The organism is Actinomadura sp. 1N219, assembly GCF_044326405.1.
Taxonomy (GTDB): domain Bacteria; phylum Actinomycetota; class Actinomycetes; order Streptosporangiales; family Streptosporangiaceae; genus Spirillospora.
The window spans coordinates 1-21,770 of the sequence record NZ_JBIRAY010000028.1; the positions used below are offsets into that span (position 1 = coordinate 1).

A 21,770-nucleotide genomic window follows, 5' to 3' on the forward strand; every position below is an offset into this window, starting at 1 on the left:
GGCCTCGAGCTCGGAGATCACGACGATGGGGAGTACGACCTCGTGCTCGGCGAACCGGGTCAGCGCCCCCGGGTCGGCGAGCAGGACGCTGGTGTCGAGGACGTACGTGCGCCGGTCCCGTTCCGTGGGGGGGGGGGGCCCCCCCCCCCCCCCCCCCACCGCCAAACCACTGGCACCCCTCAAGCCACGCACCGTCGCACCACGAGCACCACCGGGCGCCGCTGCCCCTGCCACGGCCATCGCCCCTCGCGCTCCCGATGCCGCGAGCGCCGCCGGGAATCGCAAGCCACCCAAGCCCCCACTGGCGCCACAGACACCTCTCGTACCATCAAGCCCCGAACCGCCGACAACGCCCGTCCCATCGCGCAGCCCGGCACCACCGTGCGCCACTCGGACCGCCAGGTGCCTCCGGCGCCATCGCGGCGTCCGGCCATCGCGTCGTATGCACCGCCCGCCAACGTCGGCCGCACCGCCAGGGGCCGCCTATGCGCTGATCGTCGCTGCCGGGATCGCGAGCGGCCTTGGTACCGGTACGCGCCGCCCCCGCCCCGCCATCGCGTCGCCGTCGGTCCGTCCGGGCGAAGTTATCCACAGTTCGCGGAAGTTCTTCATCGCCGCCCGCCCGGCCCGCAAGGTGGAGTCTCCGAAACGTTGAAGGGGCATCCGATGAATCTTGTGGCACTGATCGTCACGGGCGACCCCGCCCTCGCCGACGGCCTGCTCCGACTCGCGGCCGCTGCCGACGCCCACGCCGAGGTCGCCTACGGCGCCGACGAGGCGAGGGCCGCCTGGACGTTCCCGGCCCTCATCCTCGTGGGCGCCGACGTGGCCGAGGACGTGGCGTCCGCCGGCCTTCAGCGCAGGCAGGGCGTTGTCCTGGTCACCGGCGACGGCGCCACGCCCGAGGCCTACCGCCTCGCAGTCGAGGTCGGCGCGCAGGACGTCGCCGCCCTGCCCGACCACGAAGACTGGCTGATCAACGCGTTCGCCGCGGCCGGCGAACCCGAGGGCGGCTGGGCCACCACCCTCTGCGTCGTCGGCTCCCGAGGCGGCGCGGGCGCCAGCGTGCTCGCGACCGCGCTCGGCCTCGCGGCGGCGGGCCAGGGGCTGCGCACGCTGCTCGTGGACGCCGACCCGTTCGGCGGCGGCGTCGACCTCATGCTCGGGCTGGAGGAGCACGAGGGTGTCCGCTGGCACGACCTCGCCGAACGGAGAGGCCGCCTGAACACCGCCACCCTGCGCGAGACCCTGCCGCGGTGCGGCGACCTGTCCGTCCTGTCGTGGCGCCGCGGCGAGCCCGTCCCCGTCTCCGACGAAGCGGTCCGGTCCCTGTTCGACGCGGCCGTGCGCGGCTTCGACCTGGTCGTCGTGGACGTGCCCCGCTACCCGGACGATCTCGGCCGCGCGGCCCTGCGCTCCGCCGACGTGACGTTCCTGCTGGTCCCGGCCGAGGTCCGCGCGACCGTCGCCGCCGACGGCCTCGCGGCCGCGCTCCGCCGCCACTCCAGCGACGTGCGGCTCATCGTCCAGGGCCCCGCGCCGGGCGGGCTGACGGCCGACGCGGTCGTCCACGCGCTCGACCTGCCGTCCGCCGGCTCCTTCGAGCGCGACCGCCGCCTCCCCGCCGCCGTCGACGAGGGCGGCCTCGAACGGGCCTGCCGCCGAGGCCCGCTGGCGGAGTTCTGCGCCGGCGTCCTCGCCGACCTCGCCCTCCAGCCGTACGCGTACCGGGAGGAGGCCGCCGCATGACCAGCCTCTCCGACGCCGTCCGCGACCGGCTGGCCGGCACCGGCGGCGAACCGACGACCGGCCGGGTCGCGGCGGCACTGCGCGCTGAGGAACGCCTGCTCGGCGACCGCGAGATACTGACGCTGGCCGAAGAGTTACGCGCCGAGTTCGTGGGCGCCGGGCCGCTGGAACCGCTCCTGCGCTCCCCAGACGTCACCGACGTTTTGGTGAACGGCCCGGACGAGGTCTGGGTCGACACAGGCGCGGGCCTCGTGCGCACGGCCTTGCGTTTCCCGGACGAGCAGTCCGTCCGCCGCCTGGCCCAGCGCCTGACCGCCGCCGCAGGCCGACGCCTCGACGACGCCTCCCCGTATGCCGACGCCAGACTCCCAGGCGGAGTACGTCTGCACGCCGTCCTCCCACCCATCGCAGCCACCGGCACGTGCATCTCCCTGCGTCTTCCGCGCCGCCGCGCCTTCACACTGGACGAGCTGACCGCGGCGCGCACCGTCCCACCCGAGGGAGCCGAACTACTCGCCGCCTTGATCAGATCCCGCGCCGCCTACTTGATCACCGGCGGCACGGGTTCTGGCAAGACAACCGTCCTGAGCGCCCTGCTGTCGTTGGTCGATCCCGCCGAACGGCTCGTCCTGGTAGAAGACTCCGCCGAACTCAAACCGTCCCACCCTCACGTGGTCCGGCTGGAGGCGCGCCCGCCCAACGTTGAAGGGGCAGGAGGCGTGACCTTGAACGATCTGGTCCGCCAAGCCCTCCGCATGCGCCCCGACCGCCTTGTGGTCGGCGAGGTCCGAAGTTCGGAGGTAGTGGTCCTCCTGCAAGCGCTGAACACGGGCCACGAGGGAGGCTGCGGCACCCTCCACGCGAACACGGCCGCGGACGTGCCGGCCCGGCTCGAAGCGCTGGCGTGCGCGGCGGGCCTGACGCGGGAGGCCGTCCACAGCCAACTGGCCGCAGCCCTGGACGTCGTGGTCCATCTGGTCCGCGACCCGGGCGGAGGCCGCCGACGCGTGGCGGAGATCTGCCTGGTCCGCCGGGCGTCCGATGGGCTGGTCGGCGTCGTCCCCGCCGTGTCGTTCACCGCTTCCGGCGAGGTCATCCCCGGCCCCGGTGCCGACTCGCTCGCCGAACGCTTGGCGACAGCCGCATGATCGCCATACTCGCGGCCCTCTGCTCAGCCGTCGCAGTCTGGACGTTCTTGACCCCGTCCACCGCCGCCCGTCGCCTGGACCGACTCCTCGCCAGCCCGCCCAGCAGCCCGTTCCGCCTCATCAAGGCCAGCGCAGTTGCCTTACGAGACCGCCGGACCCTTCCGCACCGCCGACGCACCTCGGTCATCGAACTCTGCGACGCCATGGCCGCCGAACTCACCGCGGGTCGCACCCCCGACGAGGCATTCACGGCGGCCACCACCGTCCTGGATCCGCAGGTCGCCGAGGAGCTCCTCAACCTCCCTCGTCCACCTCCCGACCACCTGGGGGAACTGGCGTCCCGGCCAGGCGCCGAGGGTCTTCGCCTGCTAGCAGCATGCTGGCGGGTCGGCGCCGAACGCGGCGGCACGCTCGCCACCGTCCTGGACGGTCTCGCCACCGCCCTGCGCGACGAGGAGTCGCAACGCCAGGACGTGTCCGTCCAGCTCGCTGGCCCCCGCGCAACAGCCCGCCTGCTCGCCGCCCTCCCCCTCCTCGGCCTGGCCATGGCCGCGGCACTTGGCGCACACCCGCTGCCCTTCCTCTTCGGGACGCTCCCGGGCCTGGCCTGCCTGATCACAGGCGCGACCCTCAACCTGACCGGCCTCTACTGGACCCGCCGCCTGGCCAGATCCGCCGAAACTCTCCGCTAGAAGGTGAACCATGACGGACCTGATGGCCGTGCTGTGCGCGGCAGCGTCAGCCTTCCTCCTCCCCAGAGGGACGAGCCCGGCCACAAAGAGACTCGCGGACCAGTTCCCGGAGCCACCCCGAGATCACGCGCCGACGCCTTGGCCCCGAGCCCCCAACCGCATCCCGGCGACAGCACCCCAACACCCAGACGAACCCACCACAAACCCGCACCCCCCACTTCAAAGCTCATGGCAGCCAGTCCGCGACGGACACCGCCAAGTCCCCCGCCCCACAAACAGGCAAAAAGGGGAACCAACCCCCACAACTCACCCAAAACCGCTCACCACACAGCGCCCAGAGAGCGGCCGCAGCCAAGGATCAGAGAGACCCCAACGCCGCGAGGGAGGATCCCAGCCCCGCGAGGGAGGATCCCAGCGCCGGGAGATCGCCCTTCGGCGCGTGGCCGCAGGCACAGCAGGATTCCTGAGCGCGGTAGCGCTTGGCGGTTCATTTGGCGCAGTGACCGGAATCCTGATTGCGGTCGTCGTCTGGTTCTCGTTCGGCCGCCTCGGGAATGCGGACCGCAGACGCAGACGGATGCGCCTCATCTCCGACCTGCCCGTCGCAGTGGATCTTCTCGCCGCCTGCCTGCGCGGCGGCGCACCCTGGCACGAGTCGGTCGCCGCGGTCGCGGACGCGGTGGGCGGTCCGCTCGGGGAGGAACTGGGAGCCGTCTCAGTCCAGATCCGGCTGGGGGCTGATCCGGCCGACGCCTGGATGGCGCTCACGAAAGAGCCGATGCTCGCTCCTTTGGCGCGCACTGCCATCCGTGCCTCGTCCACCGGCGCGGCGCTGGCCCCGTCCCTGAGCCGCCTCGCACGAGACCAACGGCGCGTGGCGCGCACGGCCGCCGCCGCTAGGGCCCGAGCGGCGGGCATCCACGCACTCGCCCCTTTGGGCTTGTGCTTCCTGCCCGCCTTCATGCTGCTCGGCGTCGTCCCGGCTATCGCCGGGATCGCCTCCACGATCCTCCTGCCGCAGTGAACCTCGGGTTATCCACAGGGCACCGTTCATCCGTCACCCACCGCCCTGACCCAGCAGCCTTGAGAGAGAACAACGACGAAGGGGGCCCGTATGCGGCCGAAACAGATGGCGGTGCGGCGATGGTCCAGTACATGCGGAGACCGAGGGATGTCCACCGCCGAATACGCGGTCGGCACCATCGCCGCTGCGGCATTCGCCGCCGTGCTGTTCAAGATTGTGACCAGCTCCCAGGTGAAGTCCCTCCTCTTACAGATCATCGAGAGGGCCCTCAAACTGGCCGCCTGAACGACCGGGGGATGGCCACGGCGGAGATCGCCGTGGCACTCCCCACCCTGGTCCTGATCACCGCGATCGCGCTGTGGGGCTTGACGGTCGCCTCCGTCCAACTCACCTGCACGGACGCCGCTCGAACCGGTGCCCGCGCCGCAGCGAGAGGCGAGTCTCTCAAAGCCGTGCGCGAACTCGTGGCAAAGGCCGTCCCGCAGGGAGCAACAGTCAAGGTGAGCCGAGACGAAGCCACCGTCCACGTGGACGTCTCCGTACCCGTCAAGCCACCCGCCGCCGCAGGCCTACCCGCCCTGACCGTCCACGCCCACGCAACCGCCGCCACAGAACCAGGCGTCCCACCCGACGACCCCTGACTCACCCCGCCGACAACAATCCACACCGGACGAACCGCACCTATCGATCAGCCGCTACCAGCACCCCGCCCCCAAACACCACACTCGACCGTCCGAACAACAACATCCACCGCACCATCGCTCACGCCATCCCCGCCAGGGATCCAGCCAGCCGGGGCCCGCCAGCCAGCCCGCGGCCGGACCGGCGGGCAGGACCTGGCTGCGACGTTGCGAGTTGGACCCATCCAGACGTCGTCAGTGGCCCCGTTTGCGGGCCCATCTGATCCGGGAGCCTTGCGTGGCCGGAGCGACCAGAATCTTGTTCTTCCCGGTCAGGGGTGGGGCCGCTCCGGGACGTCACATACGAAACCGGTTCGGGTGGGGCCGTTTCGAGCCGTCCCTGTGGGCCTGGTTGGAGACGTCCTAGCCACAGGACCTTCAGCGGGGCCACAGACCTCGCCCATCGGCAAGGTCCGGCAGCTGGGATCGCTCGCTAGATACGCGGGTTGGGTTGCCAGCGGGGGATCCGTAAGTCGAGTCCGGGAGCGAGGTCTGCGAGCGAGGTCTGCGAGCGAGGTCTGCGAGCGAGGCCCGGGAGCGAGGTCCGGGAGCCAGGTCTGCGAGTGGGGTCTGCGAGTGGGGTCTGTGAGCTAGGGCAGCGAGCTAGGGCAGGGAGAAGGGAGGGAGTTCGTGAGGGGTCTGCGGGCTAGGGGGGTGACGGGGTCGGATCGAGGGGCGGGGACGCTTTGGGTGGTGGCCTTTGCTGCCGTTATTTGGGTCGGTGGGATTGCCGCCGTTGCGGTCGGCGGGGTGCGGGGTGCTCGGCATCGGGCGGATGCTGCGGCTGATCTGGCGGCGTTGGCGGGGGCCGCTCGGGTGGCGGAAGGCGGGGGAGGCGCGTGCGGGAGGGCGGAGAGCATTGCGGTTCAGTCGGGGGCGCGGGTGGCGCGCTGCCAGGTGGAGGGAGACGTCGTGGAGGTCTCGGTGACGGTGGACGTGAGGGTTCCCATGGGGATCGGGGCCTTGGAGGTGATGTCACGTGCACGGGCTGGCCCTGTGGGGTGAAACGGCGTAGCCTGGCGCGATGCGGCTCGTTGCACTGAATGTCAATAGGGCGCGGAGGATGAAACACCAGCCTCTTTGTCATCTCTCTGTGACTTTTGCTACTGGGTGGTACGTTACTGTGCCGTAAGCACGTAGTTATCACTCGGCACGGTGCGCCCCGCGAGTCGGGGCGAGGCGAACAGGACGTTGTCGAAGGGATTGAGGCCGTGAGCATCACTCGCAGGATCGGTGCAGTCGCACTAGCGGCGCCACTTGCGATGGGTGTTCCGGTACTCGCAGCCTTGCCCGCGCAGGCCGCCTCGACTGGCGTCACAGCCCCAGCGAACGGCTCGGTCGTCACGAGTGGCTCGCAGCTGACCGCCAAGGCTCGCTTCGATTTCGCGCTCACGATGCAGCTGCGGGTCAAGGGCCCCGGGATCGGCGACAGGTTCCTGCAGGAGCGGTTTCTCGCGGGGAGCCTGTCCGGGACGTTCCCGATCCCTCGAAACGGCAGCTACACCGTCTACCTGAAGGGCAAGCAGACCGGCCACGTCTACGACGACAGTACCTTCCAAGTGCGTATCGCGCCGGCCGCGCCCACCGGGGTGTCCGCGCGAGTGTCCGGCAGCAAGCTCGTGGTGAAGTGGAACCGCGGTCTTGAGGACGACCTCAACGGCTACACGCTCTCGGGCTCCGGCGTCGAATCAACGTCCGGTTCGGTCGGCTCGCTTTGTCAGGGGACGAACTGCTCTGCCAGCCTCTCGATGACCCGGTCGAGTGGGCCGGTGTCCGTGGGCGTCCGGGCGCGGCGTCCAACCGGCTCGGGCGGGTCGCTGTACTCGGGCACCGCCACCGCGAGTGCCATGGCCGCCGGTTCCGCTGCCCTGCCAGGGGGCGCTGCGCCGTCCCTGCCCTCGGGGAGCGGTTTGCCTGGGACTGCAACCCCGCTGACGCCGTTCAACAACGAGTCGCCGGTCACCCTCCCGTCCGTCCAGCCGGACGGCGCGACGCCCGGCTTCGCCTACCCCGCGCCACAGATCGCTGCTGACTCGCCGAGAACTCAGAATGTCGCAGCGACCGAACGGCTCCAGTGGGGCAAGAGCGTGGGCATCGCGCTGGTCCTGCTGATCGCCGCCGCGCATCTCGGGACTTGGACGCGCCGCTTGCGCGTCGCCCAGGCGGGGACGAGCAACAGCGGCATGGCGGCCCGCATCGCGCGTAGCGGGACCGGGCGAAAGCGGGTCAGCCAGGCGCGTCGGCAGATCGCACGTGCCGAGGCTCGCGCCAAGACGGCTCCGGTGTTGGCCGTTGTCGAGAAGGCTAAGGACGGGTTGGGTGAGTCTGTCCCGTCCGCTGGCGATGCGAAGGCCATCGATTCACCAGGGGAGAAGGCGACACCAGGGGAGAAGGCGAAGGCCACGCGTCGTCCGGCGGCGCTTGGTAGGCGTTCCGGCGGGGGCGTGAATGTCCGTATCGCCCAGTCCCCCTCCATCACCAAGCGCAAGCCCGGCCGCCGCCGCAAGTAATCACCTTCCTGCCGAGCGCATCGCCCGGCGGCTCCCTGGAGCGCCCCGTCGGTGCCCGGCGCGGGCGGAGGGGTTCCGGCGCATTCTTCCTCGAATGGAGATGCTCGAGGTCCTGCGGCAGGCCCGTGGCGTGATCATGCTGGGCGCGTCGGGGCGGGATGTCGACCGCGACGACCACGTCCGCGTAGGTGATGGCATCGCCCGGAGCGGTCATGCGGCACCGTCCGGCGTATGCGGGCGACTGAGCGGCCCGCGCTTGGACAGCCTGGCGGCCTGCGCGCGGACAGGTTGGGCGGGCCCGCGCGGGCGAGTGCGCGGCCCGCGCTTGGGCAGCCCGGCGGCCTGCGCTCGGACGGCCTGGGCGGCCTGCGCTCGGACCCCCCCGGGCAGGCCCGCGCTCGGACAGGTTGGGCGGCCTGGCTCGGACGGCCTGGGCTCGGACGGCCTGGACTGTATTGCCATCCGCATGTGCCGATCCGCATCCGGTCGTCCACTTCCCCGGGTGTCGGTGCGTGCGGGTGGTGGTACCTGTCGGACGGTAAGGGCGGAATAGGTGGTACGGGCGGCTCAGGTGGTCCGAGTGGTGGGTGGTCCGGATGGTTCGGGTGGCTCGGGCGGTCTGGATGGTTCGGGCGGCTCGGATGGTCCGAGTGGTCCGGGCGGTTTGGCTGGTCTGAGTGTTCCGGACGGTCTAGGCGGTCCGGACGGTCTAGGTGGTTCGGGTGGTTTGGATGGTTTGGGTCGGGATGGCGCGGTGCTGGTGTTGGGGTGGGGTCGTGCGGGCTTTGTGAGGGGCGGTGGTGCTTTTTTTGGGGTGGGGACCAAGGTGTTGGTAGGGCGTGGGTTGATCAAATGGGGCTGGCGAGGGGTTTGGGGCAGGGTCTAGGCTGCCTTGCCAGTCGGGCCGCCTGGGTCGTCCGGCTATGCGTGCCTGTCGTCCGAGACTTCGGTCCTGTCCCGTCCGGGGAAGGGGCCCGATGGAGAGGAGACCCTCCGCATGATCTTCTTGGGGCTGATCGTGATCCTCGCGGCCGTCGCGGTGGCCGTCGTGGTCGTGCTGGACAACTCGGGCGACGCCCAGATGACCCTGTTCGGGGACGAGATACCGGGGATCACCGATCAGTGGCACGTGTTCATGGCCGGCGCCGTGGTGGCGATCGTGTTCATGGCGGGCGTGGTGATCGTGGCGCTGGGCCTCAAGCGTGCGCTCGGCATGCGCCGGGAGCTGCGGGACCTGCGGGACGAGCACGAGGAGTCCCTGCAGACGCTGGAGATGGAGCGGCGGAAGCTGCAGCAGGCGCTGGCCCAGGCGCGGCGCGGGATGGACGATCCGATTCCCGCGCAGCGGGTCGCTCCGAACTGACCGCGAGCCGGTCGGGCCGAAGTCACGAGGTCGCGTACTGGGTCGCGTAGGCCTCCGTCGGGGCTATGGGCGTGATGACGTCGATCAGGACCCCGTTGGGATCGGTGATGATGAAGTGGCGCTGCCCGAAATCCTCGCTGCGTAGCTGAAGTTCGGGGTGCAGGTCGCCCTGGAGGACGAGCCGTTCCCATTCGGCGTCCACGTCCTCGACCTCGAAGTTCAAGAGGAGCCCCTGGACGGGGGTGCGGTAGGCGTCCGGCAGCGTCGGGTGGGTGTGGTCGAGCAGGGCGAGTTCGTAGGGGGACGTCCCGGGGCGGCGCAGGCTCACGTACCAGTCGGCCTCGAATGTCGTCTCGAAGCCCAGTAGTTCGGTGTAGAAGCGGTGTGATTCCTGGAGCCGGGAGGTGCAGATCACCGGGTAGAAGCTGGTCAGTCGCATGGTTACCCCTTTCGCATACCGTCGGTATGTCAAACAGGCTAACCTGACATACCGCTGGTATGTCAAGGAGGAAGCGTGAACGTCAGAGCCCGGCAGCGGGAGCGGACGCGTGAAGCGCTGCTGCGCGAGAGCAGGCGCCTGTTCGCCACGCGGGGGTACGGCGAGGTGAGCCTCTCGGAGATCGTCGATGCGGCCGGAGTCACCAAAGGTGCGCTGTACCACTTGTTCCAGAGCAAGGCCGAACTGTTTCGGGCGGTCCTGGAGCAGGTGCAGCAGGAGGTGTCGCGGATGGTGGCGGAGACCGCCGACGCCGAGGAGGACGTCTGGGCGCGGTTCACGGCCGGCTGCCGGGCGTTCCTCACCGCCAGCACGGCCCCGGACGTCCAGCGGATCATGCTCGTCGACGGTCCGGCGGTGCTGGGCTGGAACGAGTGGCGGGCGATGGACGAGTCCGGCTCGGCCAGCCACCTCGCCGACGTGATCAATGAGTTGATCAGGGAGGGGGTGATCGCTCCCCAGCCGGTCGCTCCGTTGACCCATCTGCTGTCCGGCGCGATGAACGAGGCGGCGCTATGGCTGGCGGCGTCCGGTGATCCCGAGGGTGGGCTGGCCGACGTCTGGCCGCCCCTGGCAACGATGCTCGATGCCCTCCGCGTCGACTAAGACGTCCGATCATGTCTTCCGGTAGCCGCGCCGAGGCCGACGCCCCCGGCGGCGGGCGGCGGGCGGCGTTCGCCGGTCCTGGATGGGGGCGCGGCGACTCCTTGAACGGTCTCGTCCGGTGCCAATCGCAGCGGTCGCGGCACTGTCCGGGGCCGGGGCTGCTGTCGCGTGGGTGGAGTTGGCCCGGTGTGGTCGATGGTCAGTTGTCGCGGTGGTGAGTGCGTGCCCGCGCTCAGGACGGGTGGTCCTGTTCGGGTGGGGGTTTGGGGGCCTCGGATAGGAGGGTGTCCAGGAGGGTTAGGGCGCCTTGTTTGTCCAAGGGGTCGTTGCCGTTGCCGCACTTTGGGGACTGGATGCAGGACGGGCAGCCGGTGTCGCATTCGCAGGACGCGATCGCGTCGTGGGTCGCGCGGAGCCAGGCGGGGGCGTCGGCGTAGCCGCGTTCGGCGAAACCTGCGCCGCCCTCGTGGCCGTCGTAGACGAAGACGGTGAGGAGGCCCGTGTCCGGGTGGACGGCCGTGGAGACGCCTCCGATGTCCCAGCGGTCGCAGGTGGCGAACAGGGGGAGCAGGCCGATGGCGGCGTGTTCGGCGGCGTGGGCGGCGCCGGGGAGGTCGAGGTCGGTGTCGTCCAGGCGGGAGATCTGGGTGTCGGAGAGCGTCCACCAGACGGCGCGGGTGCGGAGGGTGCGGGGTGGGAGGTCGAGGGGTTTCTCGCCGAGCATCTCGCCCGTTTGCAGCCGGCGCATCTGGTAGGCGACGACCTGGCGGGTCACCTCCACCGTGCCGAAGCAGAGGGTGGCGTCGCCCCAGGAGAGGGAGCGGAGCCGTTCGACGATGGTGATGTCGGTGACGTCGCGGGCGGTGGTCGAGTAGTCGGGGTCGGCGGATTCGACTAGTGCGACGGAGTCGTCCAGGTCGAGGGTCTGGACGATGAACGAGTCGCCCTGGTGGATGTAGACGGCGCCGTCGTGGACGGTGGTGTGCGAGGACGCTTCGTCGACGGTGCCGAGCAGGCGTCCGGTTCCGGATTCGACGACCTGGATGGGGTCGCCGCCCGCGCCTCGGATGTCGGCGAGGCCGGCGGCCTTGTCGCGGCGCGTCCAGTACCAGCCGGCGGGGCGGCGGCGGAGGAGGCCGCGGCGGACGAGGTCGGGCAGCAGATCGGTGGTGGACGGCCCGAAGAGTGCGAGGTCGTCCTCCGTGAGGGGCATCTCGGACGCCGCCGCACAAAGGTGAGGTTCAAGGACGTACGGGTTGTCGGGGTCGAGCACGGTCGCCTCGACCGGCGTCCCGAAGATCGCCTCCGGGTGGTGGACGAGGAAGGTGTCGAGCGGATCGTCCCGGGCCACGAGGACGGAAAGGGACGCTTGCCCGGAACGTCCGGCGCGTCCGGCCTGCTGCCAGAGGGACGCGCGCGTGCCGGGCCAGCCGCAGACGAGGACGGCGTCGAGTCCGGAGACGTCCACGCCGAGTTCTAGCGCGTTCGTGCTCGCCAAGCCGATGAGGGAGCGGGAGCGCAATGCGGCTTCCAAAGCGCGTCGTTCCTCGGGGAGGTAGCCGGCGCGGTAGGCGGCGACTTGGTCGGCCAAGGCGGGAGAGACTTCGTGCAGAGCGCGCTTGGCGCTGAGTGCCACCGACTCTGCGCCGCGCCTGGAACGGACGAACGCGAGCGTCTGAACGCCTTCTACGACGAGGTCGGCCAGAAGGTCGCCTGCCTCAGCGGTGGCGGTGCGGCGGATGGGTGCGCCGTGTTCTCCGCGCAGTTCCGTCAGGGGCGGTTCCCAGAGCGCGAACGTCGCAGGGCCGCGCGGTGAGGCGTCGTCGTCGACGGCGACGATGTCCAGGCCGGTGAGGCGGGACGCGGTCGCGGCGGGCTCGGACGTGGTGGCGGACGCGAGGATGAACGTCGGGTCGGCGTGGTAGCGGGCGCACAGCCGGCGCAACCGGCGCAGGACGTGCGCGACGTGCGATCCGAAGACTCCTCGGTATCCGTGGGCCTCGTCGACGACGACGTACCGGAGCCGGCGCAGGAACGATGACCAGCGGGAATGGCTCGGCAGGATCGACCGATGCAACATATCCGGATTGGTCAGGACGTAATTCGCGTGCTGCCGGATCCAGGTGCGTTCGTCCTGTGGCGTGTCGCCGTTGTACGTCGCCGCCCGCACCCGCGTGAGGTGCAGCCCGCGGAGCGCCCGGAGCTGATCGGCGGCGAGCGCCTTCGTCGGCGACAGGTAGAGAATCGTCCCCTCGTGCCGGGGATTCTCCGCTCCGGAATAGATGGCCTCGACGGAAGGCAGCAGGTAGGCCAGCGATTTCCCGGACGCGGTCCCTGTGGCGATGATCACAGAACGGCCCGCGCGGGCGTGTTCGGCCGCGGCGGCCTGGTGTTCCCAGGGGGCCTCGATGCCGGCCGCGCCCAGCCTTTCGAGCAGCAGCGGCGGTGACCAGTCCGGCCATTCGGCGCGACGGCCCTGACGTGCGGGAACGTTCTCCACATGGGTGATGCGTTCGCGTCGCGTGGGGTCGGCGAGAAGCCGGTCGAGCGGGGGTGAGGATCTTTGGACGCCCATCAGGTTTTCAGTTTGCCAGCCGGGGCAAAACAACGGGAACGCCCCGGCGCCGGTGGGGCCCGTTCCCCCTGCCCTGGCCATGAGATCAGCAGGTCAACGGGACGGCGCGAACTTTCGTCCGTGTGGGCGATTACGTGCGTGCACGACGCCGGAGCGTGGTTGAATCACGGCGAAGTCTCGACGGACGGCCGCCTCCCGGGGGCTGGGAAAATCGAGATCGGATAGTGCTGCACGGCGCGCTGGAGGATCTGTGGACCTGAAGGTGAACGACTACACCACCGACGATGGCCTCACCGTCATCAACGTGGAGGGCGAGATCGACGTCTACACGGCGCCGAAGCTTCGCGAGAAGCTCATCGACCTGGTCAACAAGGGGAAGTTCCACCTGCTCGTGGACATGGAGAAGGTGGAGTTCCTCGACTCCACCGGGCTGGGCGTCCTCGTCGGCGGGCTCAAGCGGGTGCGCGCCCACGACGGGTCGCTGGAACTGGTGTGCACCCAGGAGCGCATCCTCAAGATCTTCCGGATCACGGGGCTGACCAAGGTGTTCGGCATCCACGACTCGATCGCCGATGCCGAGGAGAAGCGCAAGGGCGCCAAGTAGGCGGCCTGTAGCTGAGATGGCGACCGTTGAACTGTCCTTCAGTGCGCTGCCCGTCCACGTCCGCACCGCCCGGCTGATCGTGACGGCCGTGGCCCGCCGCAGCGGCGTCGCTGAACCGCTGCTGGACGAGGTCAGGCTCGCGGTCGGCGAGGCGTGCTCGCGGGCCGTGGAGGCGCACCGCCGGCACTGCCCGGACGAGCCCGTCCGCCTCGAGTTGAGCGGCGCCGACCGCCGCTTCGAGGTGACCGTCAGCGACACCGTCCCCGGTGACGACGCGACAGGCGGCCTCCCGACGCCCCCCGACGCCGCGGACTTCGAGTACGGCCTGGGCGAGGGCACCGCCGAGCTGGGACTGGCCGTCATCGCCGGCCTCGCCGATGACGTGGAGATCGCCGCGACGCCCAAGGGGGTCCAAATACGGATGAGCTGGCCGGCCGAAGCCGAGGCGACCATCTGACGCGCCCGCCCGCAAGACGACCGAAGGCCCCGCCCTCCCGGCGGGGCCTTCGCCGTCCCGCGGACGGGCCTTCGCCGTCCTGGGGACGGGGTCGGGGGCGGTTGCCGGTGGGGCCCGTGGGGCGTGAGTTGTGAGAATCTCGGCTAGTTGATCTAGGTTCGTCCGATTTGGGTCTGGACATATTCCGTGTTAATGCCTAGCTTGAATAGGGCATCGGCGGGTTCGCCGATGCGTCCGCAGTGGTGCGCACGAGTGGATGTGGCCGCGGGGTAATAGCGGGCTAACCCCTGCTGACCTGCGGAGATGCCGTGCGCGGCGGCTTATACGGCAAATTCCGGCGTATCGTCTGTTGCAATTCGGCGACATCCTCTTGAAGGGCCGTGCGGCCTTAACATTCGACTGCCGCCTGCGTAGACTCCCGGGACCCGCGCTGCCGTGCGAGGCGTTCGAAATCATGACTCGCGGGGTAACGCGGTAAAGATCGTCTTTGACCGGACGGTCGAGATCGCAAAACCCCTGTCGAGGAGGACGGATGTCTGCTGGGCTTTCCCTGTCAAGCCCGGCCAGCGCAGAAGTGGATCTCGGCGGCGGCGACCTCTCACTGGTCGTCGTCGTCGCTGTGATCGCACTGTTGGCACTGGCCGTCGCCGCAGGTCTCGTGCGCGATGTCCTGGCCGCGGGCCAGGGCACCGACAAGATGCAGGAGATCGCGCGAGCCGTTCAGGAAGGTGCGAGCGCCTACCTGAAACGCCAGTTCCGAACGGTCGCGGTGTTCGTCGTCCTGATCCCGCTCGTCCTGCTGTTGCTCCCCGCCGACTCGAACGGCGAGCGGATCGGACGCTCGGTCTTCTTCGTCATCGGCGCGCTGTTCTCCGCCGTGACCGGCTTCACCGGCATGTGGCTGGCGGTCCGCGGCAACGTCCGCGTCGCCGCCGCCGCCCGGGAGAAGGACGGCGAGAAGACGGCGATGCGGATCGCGTTCCGCACCGGCGGCGTCGCCGGCATGTTCACCGTCGGCCTCGGGCTGTTCGGCGCGGCCGTCGTCGTCCTCGCCTACCAGGGCGACGCGCCGAAGGTCCTGGAGGGCTTCGGCTTCGGCGCCGCGCTGCTCGCCATGTTCATGCGAGTCGGCGGCGGCATCTTCACCAAGGCCGCCGACGTCGGCGCCGACCTGGTCGGCAAGCTCGAGAAGGGCATCCCGGAGGACGACCCGCGCAACGCGGCGACCATCGCCGACAACGTGGGCGACAACGTCGGCGACTGCGCCGGCATGGCCGCCGACCTGTTCGAGTCGTACGCCGTGATGCTGGTCGCGGCGCTGATCCTCGGCACCGCGGCGTTCGGCACCGAGGGCCTGGTGTTCCCGCTGATCGTCCCGATGATCGGCGTCATCACCGCGGTGATCGGGATCTTCGCCGTGGCGCCCCGCGACGGCGACCGTTCCGGCATGACCGCGATCAACCGGGGCTTCTTCATCTCCGCGGCGATCTCGGCGGTCCTCGTCGCGATCGCCGCGTTCGCGTACCTGCCGTCGTCGTTCGCCGACCTGACCGGCGTCACCGACCCCGAGATCAGGGGCCTGGACGCCGATCCGCGCATCGTGGCGCTCGGCGCCGTCATCATCGGCATCGTGCTGGCCAGCGCGATCCAGCTGCTCACCGGGTACTTCACCGAGACGAACCGCAAGCCCGTCCAGGAGGTCACCAACAGCGCCCGGACGGGCCCGGCGACCGTCATCCTGTCGGGCATCTCGCTCGGACTGGAGTCCGCCGTCTACACCGCGCTCGTCATCGGCGGCGCCGTGTACGGGGCGTTCCTGCTGGGCTTCGGCAACACCACCGTCGCGCTGTTCGCGGTGGCGATGGCCGGCACCGGGCTGCTGACCACGGTCGGCGTGATCGTCTCGATGGACACCTTCGGTCCCGTCTCCGACAACGCCCAGGGCATCGCCGAGATGTCCGGGGACGTCCAGGGCGAGGCCGCGTCCATCCTGGAGCGGCTGGACGCCGTCGGCAACACCACCAAGGCGATCACCAAGGGCATCGCGATCGCGACGGCGGTCCTCGCCGCGACCGCGCTGTTCGGATCCTTCCGGACGACGGTGATCACCGCGCTGAACGACGCGTCCGACGACGCCAGGGACGCGCTCGGCGACTTCAGCGCGTTCAGCCTGTCGATCGACAACCCGAACGTGCTGATCGGGCTGATCATCGGCGCCGCGGTCGTGTTCATGTTCTCCGGCCTGGCGATCTCGGCGGTCGGCCGCGCGGCCGGACGCGTCGTGGTCGAGGTGCGCGAGCAGTTCCGCACCAAGCCCGGGATCATGGACTACACCGAGAAGCCCGACTACGACCGGGTCGTGGACATCTGCACCAGGGACGCGCAGCGCGAGCTCGCCACCCCCGGGCTGCTGGCCATCATGACCCCGATCGCGGTCGGCTTCGCGCTCGGCTACGCGCCGCTCGGCGCGTACCTGGGCGGTGCGATCGCGGCCGGCGTCCTGATGGCGGTGTTCCTCGCCAACTCCGGCGGCGCCTGGGACAACGCCAAGAAGCTCGTCGAGGAGGGCCACCTCGGCGGCAAGGGCAGCCCGGCGCACGAGGCCACCATCATCGGCGACACGGTCGGCGACCCGTTCAAGGACACCGCGGGCCCCGCCATCAACCCGCTGATCAAGGTGATGAACCTGGTCGCGCTGCTGATCGCGCCCGCGGTCGTGACGTACGCGGGCAACACCGTCCTGCGCGTCGCCGTGACCGCGTTCTCCGTGGCCGTCGTGGTGGCCGCCGTCGTGATCTCCAAGCGGCGCGCCGACCCGATCGCCGAGCCGGCCGTCGCGGGGGGCGCACCCGCGCCGTCCGCCACGGAGAGCGGTGAGGCCGAGGGCGGCGCCATCGAGGAGGGCGCTCCGGAGGAGGCGGCCGTCGGCGCCGACTCCAGCGGCGCCCCGGCCGAGTCGGGCAGCGAGGAATCGTCCGCCAACAAGGCCTGACCCGTCCGACCAAAGGGGCCGGTGGCGCGCTGCCACCGGCCCTTTCGGTTTGCCTGGGCGGCTAGGGGGCGACGAGGGCGGCCAGCCCCCAGATGGCGAGGATGATGGCGAGCATCGCGCCGAGCATGAGCGCGAAGCCCTTGGGCCCCGACATCGTCGACTTCCCGCCGCCGCTCGTCACAACGCCTCCCGCTTTCATGCTTTAGTCCGTGGACGCCTTACGCGTCGAGGTACAGCGTATGGCGGCCCGTGCGCACCCGTGACTGCGCACCCGTGACTGCGCACCCGTGACAACGCATCGCGTTGAGCGACAACAGCAACCACCACCGCAACCACGCAACGACCAAACCCGTCGCGATCGCGTCCGAAGGCAGGTTCGAGCGAAGCAAGAACCTGATCGCGCAGCGAGCCGCCAGGCGAGCCGAAGCGATGCCAGCGATCGCACCGTATTTCTCGACGATGGAGGGCCCCCAGGGCCCGAAGGAGGAGAGAAATACAATCAAATAATGCCGACGCTCATCGTGCTCCGTCATGCCAAGGCCGTCGCGGGGTTGGGGATTCCCGACATCGACCGCACCCTCAACGACCGGGGGCGGCGCGACGCCGCGGCGACCGGTGAGTGGTTGCGGGCGAACGACCTGGTCCCCGATCTGGTGCTGTGCTCGACGGCCGCGCGGACGCGGGAGACGCTCGCGCTGCTGGACGTCGACGCCGAGGTGAGCTTCGAGTCCGGCATCTATGACAACGACCCGGACGCGCTCCTCGATCTCGTCGGCCGGTCGTCGGACGACGCCGGACGCGTCCTGTTGGTCGGGCACAACCCGTCCGTGCACCAGCTCGTCCACGATCTGGCCGGGGAGGCGCCGGACGCCTTCCCGACCTGCGCCCTCGCCGTGATCGACCTGCCGGGCGCATGGACGGACGCCCGACCCGGCCTGGGAACGCTCCGCACCGTCCACACCCCAAAGGACTGACGCTCACCGCGCACGCCGTCAGGTACGCCGAATCCCCGACGTCCGACGACGTGCTAGGGGCGGGGTTGGGCGGCGGCCAGGGAGGATTCGACGACCTTTCCCGTGTCGCGGCGTAGGGCTCTGATCGTGTAGCGGGTTCCGGAGACCTGGAAGAGGGCGTGCTGGACGGGGGTGAAGTCGTCCCCGGTGGCGCCCGACTTGATCTCGGCGCGGCGGCGGCGGGTGAGCGCGGACAGGTGGGAGTCGAGGTCGGCCAGTTCCTCGCTGAGCTCCTCGGCGGGCATGGCGGCCTTCGGGTCGAGGTTTTCCGGGTCCTCCAGCTGCTCCGCGGCCTCTTCGAGCTCGTCCGCGAGGCGGTCGAGGATCTCGGGGGTCGGGCCGGTGTCCACGGCCTCCTCGCGGGACAGCCGCGCGACGGCGATGAGGTGGTCGCGGGTGCGGTGCGCGGCGTCGACGGCGTCGCCGAGCTCGGCGATCAGGTCGGTGTCGGGGAGCCGTTCGTGGCCGAGCCGGGTCCGGGTCTGGTCGACGGCCTCCGCCGCCCGTCCCGCCGCGGCGATCGTCTCGTCCGGGAGCCGGACGATCTCCCCGGCGAGGACGTCCGCCGTCGTCCGGACGAGCCGGGCGAGCGCGCCGAGCTGCCGCCCGAGCTGGACGGGCAGCCGTTCGAGGTGCCCGGCGGGCCACAGCAGCCGGACGGCGAGGTACGTCATGAGCGTCCCGGCGAAGGTCAGCACGATCCGCTCGCCCGCGGTGAGCCAGTCGGCGGGTGTGGAGAAGTCCAGGAGCATCATCGCCAGCGGCGTCCCGAACAGCGCCCAGTACGTGTAGTTCACCGCGCGCATCGCGAAGCCGGCCAGCGCGAAGCAGAAGATGATCACCGCGACGGCGGGCTCGTCGGGCGCGATCGTCAGGATCACGGCCGCGATGACTGACCCGGCCGCGGTGCCGCCGACGCGCTGGACGACGTGCTCGACCGTCTCGCCGTAGGTGGCGCGCAGGCTCAGCATCGCGGTGATCGTCAGCCAGTGCCCGTGCGAGAGGCCCAGCGCGGCGGTCAGCGCCATCGACGCGACGGCCGTCACGAAGACGCGCGCCACCTGCCGGAACATCGGCGAGCGGGTGCGGACGGCGCGGCGCACGCGGGCCCACACCGGCAGCGGGTCGAGCGTCTCCGGCATCCTCGGCGCGCCGAACCCGAACCGCAGGCCGCCCGCGACGATCCGGCGCGTGGACGCGACCTCGCCCGCGATGCGCTCGATCGACCGGCGCACCTGCCCGATCAGCGAGACCGCGATGAGGTCCTCGTCGCCGGCGAGTCCGGCGCGCCTGATGTGCTCCGCGGCCCGTCCCATCCGCCGGACGGCCGCGGACTCCTCCCGCCCGAGCGGCGCCTCGCCCGCGCTCGCGACCGCGCCGGACAGCAGCCGCAGCCGCGCCGCGAGCGCCGAGATCGCCGTCTGCGTCTCCAGCCGCCACTCGCGGTCCGGCGGGTAGTTCTTCGCGGCCTCCAGGACGGCCTGGAGCGTCACCGTCTCGTGCAGGACGCGTCCGAGCGCGTCGATCAGCCGCTCGGGGCGGGTGGGGTCGCTGTTCCCGCGTCCTGACCGGTACAGGCCGTAGGTGGTGCGGGCGGCGGAGAGCGCCTCGGACGCGGCGCGCCGCTTGACCTCCCAGTCCGGGATGCGGGTGACGGCGAGCAGGTCGGGGTTCGTGAGGTCGACGTCGTCGAGGGGGCTGCTGTCGGGGGTTCCGACGTCCTCCGCGACCGCGTCCAGTGCCTCCGCGACCGCGTCGGCCGCTTCGCTCAAGGCCGCCCTCAGCGGACGCAGCCGCCGCGCGGGCCAGGGCGCCAGCAGCAGACCGGCGGTGAGCAGCCCGCCGATCAGCTCCAGGATCCCGATCGCGACGACGTCGGCGGACGGCGGCCGGACCGCGCTGAGCAGCACCGCCAGCCCCGCCGTCGGCCCGATCCGCGGGACGGCGACGCCGAGCGCGATCAGCGGCGGCACGACGATCACCGACGGCCAGGTGTGCCCGGCCAGCAGCCCGCCCACCGTGGACCCGACCGTCACCACCAGGACCCCGACCACGAGGTCCCGCGCACGCGCCCCGTACGGGCCCTCCGGCGTGCGGAGCGCGACCAGGTACGCGCCCAGCGCGATCATCGCCCCCTGCGCGCCGTGCCCGGTCAGCGAACCGACGAACAGCGGCACGGCCATGGCCAGCGCGGCGGCGAGCCCGTACATGGGCGCCGCCGTCCCGCCCACCTGGGCGTAGGCCCCCCGCAGCCGCTCCAGCACCGGACCTCCGCGCCGTCTCGCGCCGTCTCGCGCCGTCTCGCGCCTCGCGCCGTGCACGCCGGGCCTCCGCGTCCGGACGCGCCGGTCTCCACGCCCGTGTCGCGCCGGGGCTCAGCGTCCGGTCGCGCTGGTCTCCATGCCCGTGTCGCGCCGTCACGCCGGGCCCGGGCGACCGGATCGGCACGGGCCCGTCGCGATCACTCGTACCCCGATTCAGCACCGGGTGATCATTCGTCCGGAGCGGGATGCTCTCAGGAGTCGAGGGCGAGGACGCCTTCTCGGCGGTGCCCTCCCAGCCGGAACCGTTCGGCGGGACGACGGCGGCCGGACACCGAAGAAGGGCCGTCGCGCCCGTCCTGTCCAGCAGCCCGTTGGGCGAAGGTCAGGTGACCGTGTCGGCGGCGTCGGCGGCTTCCACTTCCTCGTGGGAGATGCCGAGGAGGAAGAGGATCGTGTCGAGGTACGGCACGTTGACCGCGGTGTCGGCGGCCTCGCGGACGACGGGCTTGGCGTTGTAGGCGATGCCGAGTCCGGCGGCCTGGAGCATGTCGAGATCGTTGGCCCCGTCGCCGATCGCGACGGTCTGGCTGATCGGGATGCGGGCCTCGCGGGCGAAGCGTTCGAGGGCGGCGGCCTTGCCGGCGCGGTCGATCACCGGGCCGTCGATCCGGCCGGTGATCTTGCCCTTGTCGATCTCCAGGGTGTTGGCGGCGGAGTAGTCGATGCCGAGATCGTCCACGAGCTTGTCGGTGACCTGGGTGAAGCCGCCGCTGACGATGGCGAACTTGTAGTCGAGGCGCTTCAGCGTGCGGACCATCGTCCGGGCGCCGGCGGCGAGCTGGAGCTTGTCCCGGACGTCCTCCAGCGCGGACGCGTCCAGCCCGGCGAGCAGCGCGACCCGCTCGCGGAGGGAGCCCTCGAAGTCGAGCTCGCCGCGCATGGCGGCCTTGGTGACCTTGGCGACCTCGTCCAGGCAGCCGGCGTGCTCGGCGAGCAGCTCGATGACCTCGCCCTGGATGAGGGTGGAGTCGACGTCCATGACGATGAGGCGCTTGGCGCGGCGGTGCAGGCCGCTCTGCTGGACGGCGACGTCCACCTGCTGCTGCGCGGCCTCGGCGGCGAGCCCGGCGCGCAGGGAGTCGGGGTCGGCTCCGGACACGTCCATCTCGATGCAGGTGACGGGCGTGTGCGCGAGCCGCTCGATGCGGTCGATGTTGGCGCCGTGCGCGGAGATCCGGCCCGAGATCCCGGCCATCGCGGCGGGCTTCAGCGGGGCGCCGAGGACGGTGACGTGCAGCCGTCCGCTGCGCCTCGGCGTCCGCTTGTTGCGGCCGGTGGAGAGCTCGATCTCCATGTCGAGGTCGTTCGCGACGCGCTCGGCGGCGTTCCAGACGCGGCCGATGTCGGCGCCCTCGGAGTAGGCGAGCAGGACGCCGAGGACGAGCCTGCCCCTGATCACGACCTGCTCCACGTCGGCGACGGTGAGCGGGAACTCGGTGAGTGTGGTGAAGAGGCGCGACGTCACTCCGGGGCGGTCGCGTCCAGTGAGCGTGATGAGCAGCGTGCGCTGCGCTGACCCGTCCATAACTGCTCACAA

Annotated in this window: 20 protein-coding genes; 14 read left to right on the top strand and 6 right to left on the bottom strand. The window is 70.8% G+C overall.

Features of this window, described 5'->3' with window-relative positions; translation table 11 throughout:
• Positions 1–165 (bottom strand): PIN domain-containing protein (locus tag ACH35V_RS41145; protein WP_395980371.1); only part of this gene is annotated, 165 nt, incomplete at its 3' end.
• Positions 166–666: 501 nt separating this feature from the next.
• Here ACH35V_RS41145 and ssd point away from each other — a divergent pair.
• The 9 genes from ssd to ACH35V_RS41190 all read left to right on the top strand — a co-directional run bounded on the left by ssd (position 667) and on the right by ACH35V_RS41190 (position 9,166).
• Positions 667–1,749: a septum site-determining protein Ssd gene (gene ssd, locus ACH35V_RS41150; protein WP_395980326.1), complete on the top strand. Its 1,083-nt coding sequence runs from the start codon at positions 667–669 to the stop codon at positions 1,747–1,749.
• Entirely contained in the window at positions 1,746–2,897 is a 1,152-nt protein-coding gene (locus ACH35V_RS41155; RefSeq protein WP_395980327.1) for a TadA family conjugal transfer-associated ATPase, read from the top strand. The genes ssd and ACH35V_RS41155 overlap by 4 nt, the downstream gene beginning before the upstream one ends.
• Complete coding sequence (locus ACH35V_RS41160; protein ID WP_395980328.1) at positions 2,894–3,589, top strand: type II secretion system F family protein; 696 nt, start codon at positions 2,894–2,896, stop codon at positions 3,587–3,589. Before ACH35V_RS41155 ends, ACH35V_RS41160 begins: the two co-directional genes overlap by 4 nt.
• Before the next feature lie 499 nt (positions 3,590–4,088).
• Positions 4,089–4,613 carry a type II secretion system F family protein gene (locus ACH35V_RS41165; protein WP_395980329.1) on the top strand — a complete coding sequence of 175 codons (525 nt, stop codon included), beginning with the start codon at positions 4,089–4,091 and terminating at the stop codon, positions 4,611–4,613.
• A 105-nt stretch (positions 4,614–4,718) separates the two neighbouring features.
• Complete coding sequence (locus ACH35V_RS41170) at positions 4,719–4,898, top strand: DUF4244 domain-containing protein (RefSeq protein ID WP_395980372.1); 180 nt, start codon at positions 4,719–4,721, stop codon at positions 4,896–4,898.
• 11 nt (positions 4,899–4,909) lie between these two features.
• Complete coding sequence (locus ACH35V_RS41175; protein ID WP_395980330.1) at positions 4,910–5,254, top strand: TadE family type IV pilus minor pilin; 345 nt, start codon at positions 4,910–4,912, stop codon at positions 5,252–5,254.
• 693 nt (positions 5,255–5,947) lie between these two features.
• Positions 5,948–6,298 carry an Rv3654c family TadE-like protein gene (locus tag ACH35V_RS41180; protein WP_395980373.1) on the top strand — a complete coding sequence of 117 codons (351 nt, stop codon included), beginning with the start codon at positions 5,948–5,950 and terminating at the stop codon, positions 6,296–6,298.
• Positions 6,299–6,504: 206 nt separating this feature from the next.
• A complete protein-coding gene (locus ACH35V_RS41185; RefSeq protein WP_395980331.1) occupies positions 6,505–7,803 on the top strand; it encodes a hypothetical protein in 1,299 nt (432 codons plus the stop codon).
• A 997-nt stretch (positions 7,804–8,800) separates the two neighbouring features.
• Positions 8,801–9,166, top strand: a complete 366-nt coding sequence (locus ACH35V_RS41190) for a hypothetical protein (protein WP_395980332.1) — start codon at positions 8,801–8,803, stop codon at positions 9,164–9,166.
• A gap of 22 nt (positions 9,167–9,188) precedes the next feature.
• On the opposite strand, the gene ACH35V_RS41195 is transcribed toward ACH35V_RS41190, so the two are convergent.
• On the bottom strand, positions 9,189–9,605 hold the full coding sequence (locus ACH35V_RS41195; protein ID WP_395980333.1) for a VOC family protein: 417 nt from the start codon (positions 9,603–9,605) through the stop codon (positions 9,189–9,191).
• 75 nt (positions 9,606–9,680) lie between these two features.
• Between ACH35V_RS41195 and ACH35V_RS41200 the strand changes: the two genes are divergently transcribed.
• Positions 9,681–10,268 (top strand): TetR/AcrR family transcriptional regulator, encoded by a 588-nt coding sequence (locus ACH35V_RS41200; protein WP_395980334.1) that lies wholly within the window; start codon positions 9,681–9,683, stop codon positions 10,266–10,268.
• A 232-nt stretch (positions 10,269–10,500) separates the two neighbouring features.
• On the opposite strand, the gene ACH35V_RS41205 is transcribed toward ACH35V_RS41200, so the two are convergent.
• Positions 10,501–12,843 (bottom strand): DEAD/DEAH box helicase, encoded by a 2,343-nt coding sequence (locus ACH35V_RS41205; RefSeq protein ID WP_395980335.1) that lies wholly within the window; start codon positions 12,841–12,843, stop codon positions 10,501–10,503.
• 250 nt (positions 12,844–13,093) lie between these two features.
• Here ACH35V_RS41205 and ACH35V_RS41210 point away from each other — a divergent pair, with 250 nt between their 5' ends.
• The 3 genes from ACH35V_RS41210 (at position 13,094) to ACH35V_RS41220 (ending at position 16,896) form a co-directional block, all read left to right on the top strand.
• Positions 13,094–13,447: an STAS domain-containing protein gene (locus tag ACH35V_RS41210; protein ID WP_026402937.1), complete on the top strand. Its 354-nt coding sequence runs from the start codon at positions 13,094–13,096 to the stop codon at positions 13,445–13,447.
• Positions 13,448–13,463: 16 nt separating this feature from the next.
• Positions 13,464–13,904: an ATP-binding protein gene (locus tag ACH35V_RS41215; RefSeq protein ID WP_395980336.1), complete on the top strand. Its 441-nt coding sequence runs from the start codon at positions 13,464–13,466 to the stop codon at positions 13,902–13,904.
• Positions 13,905–14,436: 532 nt separating this feature from the next.
• Positions 14,437–16,896: a sodium-translocating pyrophosphatase gene (locus ACH35V_RS41220; protein WP_395980337.1), complete on the top strand. Its 2,460-nt coding sequence runs from the start codon at positions 14,437–14,439 to the stop codon at positions 16,894–16,896.
• Between the two features lie 61 nt (positions 16,897–16,957).
• Here the strand turns inward: ACH35V_RS41220 and ACH35V_RS41225 are convergent, their stop codons facing one another.
• Positions 16,958–17,095 carry a hypothetical protein gene (locus ACH35V_RS41225; RefSeq protein WP_395980338.1) on the bottom strand — a complete coding sequence of 46 codons (138 nt, stop codon included), beginning with the start codon at positions 17,093–17,095 and terminating at the stop codon, positions 16,958–16,960.
• A gap of 307 nt (positions 17,096–17,402) precedes the next feature.
• Between ACH35V_RS41225 and ACH35V_RS41230 the strand changes: the two genes are divergently transcribed.
• A complete protein-coding gene (locus ACH35V_RS41230) occupies positions 17,403–17,870 on the top strand; it encodes a SixA phosphatase family protein (protein WP_395980339.1) in 468 nt (155 codons plus the stop codon).
• Positions 17,871–17,923: 53 nt separating this feature from the next.
• On the opposite strand, the gene ACH35V_RS41235 is transcribed toward ACH35V_RS41230, so the two are convergent.
• Positions 17,924–20,173: an FUSC family protein gene (locus ACH35V_RS41235; protein ID WP_395980340.1), complete on the bottom strand. Its 2,250-nt coding sequence runs from the start codon at positions 20,171–20,173 to the stop codon at positions 17,924–17,926.
• A 382-nt stretch (positions 20,174–20,555) separates the two neighbouring features.
• Positions 20,556–21,758 carry a phosphoserine phosphatase SerB gene (gene serB, locus ACH35V_RS41240; RefSeq protein ID WP_395980341.1) on the bottom strand — a complete coding sequence of 401 codons (1,203 nt, stop codon included), beginning with the start codon at positions 21,756–21,758 and terminating at the stop codon, positions 20,556–20,558.
• Between the last annotated feature and the right edge of the window lie 12 nt (positions 21,759–21,770).

What these genes read in the sequence shown, in the direction of transcription:
- ACH35V_RS41220 (WP_395980337.1), top strand. Translation starts at nt 14,437, where the DNA reads ATGTCTGCTGGGCTTTCCCTGTCAAGCCCGGCCAGCGCAGAAGTGGAT.
- ACH35V_RS41160 (WP_395980328.1), top strand. Translation starts at nt 2,894, where the DNA reads ATGATCGCCATACTCGCGGCCCTCTGCTCAGCCGTCGCAGTCTGGACG.
- ACH35V_RS41205 (WP_395980335.1), bottom strand. Translation starts at nt 12,843, where the DNA reads ATGGGCGTCCAAAGATCCTCACCCCCGCTCGACCGGCTTCTCGCCGAC.
- serB (WP_395980341.1), bottom strand. Translation starts at nt 21,758, where the DNA reads ATGGACGGGTCAGCGCAGCGCACGCTGCTCATCACGCTCACTGGACGC.
- ACH35V_RS41215 (WP_395980336.1), top strand. Translation starts at nt 13,464, where the DNA reads ATGGCGACCGTTGAACTGTCCTTCAGTGCGCTGCCCGTCCACGTCCGC.
- ACH35V_RS41225 (WP_395980338.1), bottom strand. Translation starts at nt 17,095, where the DNA reads ATGAAAGCGGGAGGCGTTGTGACGAGCGGCGGCGGGAAGTCGACGATG.
- ACH35V_RS41155 (WP_395980327.1), top strand. Translation starts at nt 1,746, where the DNA reads ATGACCAGCCTCTCCGACGCCGTCCGCGACCGGCTGGCCGGCACCGGC.
- ACH35V_RS41195 (WP_395980333.1), bottom strand. Translation starts at nt 9,605, where the DNA reads ATGCGACTGACCAGCTTCTACCCGGTGATCTGCACCTCCCGGCTCCAG.
- ACH35V_RS41230 (WP_395980339.1), top strand. Translation starts at nt 17,403, where the DNA reads ATGCCGACGCTCATCGTGCTCCGTCATGCCAAGGCCGTCGCGGGGTTG.
- ACH35V_RS41175 (WP_395980330.1), top strand. Translation starts at nt 4,910, where the DNA reads ATGGCCACGGCGGAGATCGCCGTGGCACTCCCCACCCTGGTCCTGATC.
- ACH35V_RS41190 (WP_395980332.1), top strand. Translation starts at nt 8,801, where the DNA reads ATGATCTTCTTGGGGCTGATCGTGATCCTCGCGGCCGTCGCGGTGGCC.
- ACH35V_RS41170 (WP_395980372.1), top strand. Translation starts at nt 4,719, where the DNA reads ATGGCGGTGCGGCGATGGTCCAGTACATGCGGAGACCGAGGGATGTCC.
- ssd (WP_395980326.1), top strand. Translation starts at nt 667, where the DNA reads ATGAATCTTGTGGCACTGATCGTCACGGGCGACCCCGCCCTCGCCGAC.